The sequence below is a fragment of the Spirosoma litoris genome (genome assembly GCF_054776755.1).
Window position 1 is genome coordinate 1 of sequence record NZ_BAAHBI010000096.1, and the last position, 2,338, is coordinate 2,338.

Sequence of the window (2,338 nt, forward strand, 5' to 3'; positions counted from 1 at the left end):
GCCTACACCTGCCGCCTATCAACGTCGTCGTCTACAACACCCCTTTATACCGGAACACTCATCTTCAGGCCAGTTTCGCACTTAGATGCTTTCAGCGCTTATCTGTTCCCCACGTAGCTACTCGGCCGTGCCTGCGGCCAAACAACCGATTCGCCAGCGGTGAGTCCATCCCGGTCCTCTCGTACTAAGGACAGATCCCGTCAGTATTCCCACGCCCACCACAGATAGGGACCGAACTGTCTCACGACGTTCTGAACCCAGCTCGCGTGCCACTTTAATCGGCGAACAGCCGAACCCTTGGAACCTTCTCCAGCCCCAGGATGTGACGAGCCGACATCGAGGTGCCAAACCTCCCCGTCGATGTGAGCTCTTGGGGGAGATCAGCCTGTTATCCCCGGCGTACCTTTTATCCTTTGAGCGATGGCCCTTCCATGCGGAACCACCGGATCACTATACCCTGCTTTCGCACCAGATCGGCTTGTAGGCCTCACTGTCAAGCTTGCTTCTGCTATTGCACTCCCCTGCCGATTACCGTCCGGCATGAGCAAACCTTGGGAAACCTCCGTTACCCTTTCGGAGGTGACCACCCCAGTCAAACTACCCACCAAACGCGGTCCTGTCTCCAGTTAGAACGCCAGTCAGCCAAGGGCGGTATTTCAAGGTTGATTCCACGATGCCTGGCGACACCGCTTCGCAATCTCCCGCCTATCCTACACATGCCTGACCGGCATTCAGCGTTAAGCTGTAGTAAAGGTGCACGGGGTCTTTCCGTCCCGTGGCGGGTAAGCGGCATCTTCACCGCTACTACAATTTCACCGAACTCATGGTTGAGACAGTGCCCAGATCGTTACACCATTCGTGCAGGTCGGAACTTACCCGACAAGGAATTTCGCTACCTTAGGACCGTTATAGTTACGGCCGCCGTTTACTGGGGCTTCAGTTCAAACCTTCGCCTTGCGACTAAGCTCCCCCCTTAACCTTCCAGCACCGGGCAGGTGTCAGACCCTATGCGTCAACTTTCATTTTGGCAGAGTCCTGTGTTTTTGGTAAACAGTCGCCTGGGCCTCTTCTCTGCAGCCGCTGTTGCCAGACGGCCCCCCTTATCCCGAAGTTACAGGGTAATCTTGCCGAGTTCCTTAACCATGATTCTTTCGCGCACCTTAGAATATTCATCCCAGCTACCTGTGTCGGTTTACGGTACGGGTATCTATACGCTTAACATAAATCTACTTTTCTTGGAAGCCCCGTCTACTCTTCGCTTCAGCCGAAACCTCCGCTCAACGCCCTATTCCGTCAGGACCTAGAATCTCTGGCACTCCGTCATAAATTTACCTGCATAGATAGTTTGGGAATATTAACCCAATCCCCTTCAGCATCACGTGTCCGCTTAGCCTTAGACCCCGACTAACCCTCCGATGACTGCCATCGCGGAGGAAACCTTAGCTTTTCGGTGTGAGGAGTTCTCATCCTCATTCTCGTTACTTATGCCTACATTTGCTTTTCTATGCGGTCCACCACAGCTCACGCTGCAACTTCACCCCCCATAGAATGCTCTCCTACCACAACATACTCTTGTATGTGTCCATACCTTCGGTGGTGTGCTTGATGCCCGTTTATTATCGACGCCCGCCCCGCTCGACCAGTGAGCTGTTACGCACTCTTTAAAGGAATAGCTGCTTCCAAGCTAACCTCCTGGCTGTCTCAGCAGCCGGACCGCCTTTGTTCAACTTAGCACACACTTGGGGACCTTAGATGATGGTCTGGGTTGTTCCCCTCTCGGACTTGGACCTTAGCACCCAAGCCCTCACTGCCACGCACCTCTCTGCGCATTCGGAGTTCATCAGAAGTTGGTAGGATGTGACTCCCCCGCATCCTGTTGGTCGCTCTACCTCACAGACAGTAACACGTAACGCTGTTCCTAAAAACATTTCGGAGAGTACGAGCTATTTCTCAGTTTGATTGGCCTTTCACCCCTATCCCCAGCTCATCCGGAAGCTTTTCAACGCTTATCGGTTCGGCCCTCCACGGTGTGTTACCACCCCTTCAGCCTGGCCAGGGATAGATCACCAAGTTTCGCGTCAACCCCCACTGACTAGACGCCCTGTTCAGACTCGCTTTCGCTTCGGATCCGGTCGTCAACGACCTTAACCTCGCCAGTGACGGTTACTCGTAGGCTCATTATGCAAAAGGCACGCTGTCACCCCACACTGGGGGCTCCAACCGCTTGTAAGTGCCTGGTTTCAGGTTCTATTTCACCCGGGTACTCCCCGTACTTTTCACCTTTCCCTCACGGTACTCTGCGCTATCGGTCTTCTGATTGTATTTAGCCTTACCGGAT

The 2,338-nt window shown here is 53.7% G+C and carries 1 rRNA gene; it reads right to left on the reverse strand.

Annotated features, from left to right (window positions below):
• Positions 1-2,338: ribosomal RNA gene (locus ACYVGR_RS37640) — 23S ribosomal RNA — on the reverse strand; the annotation flags it as partial.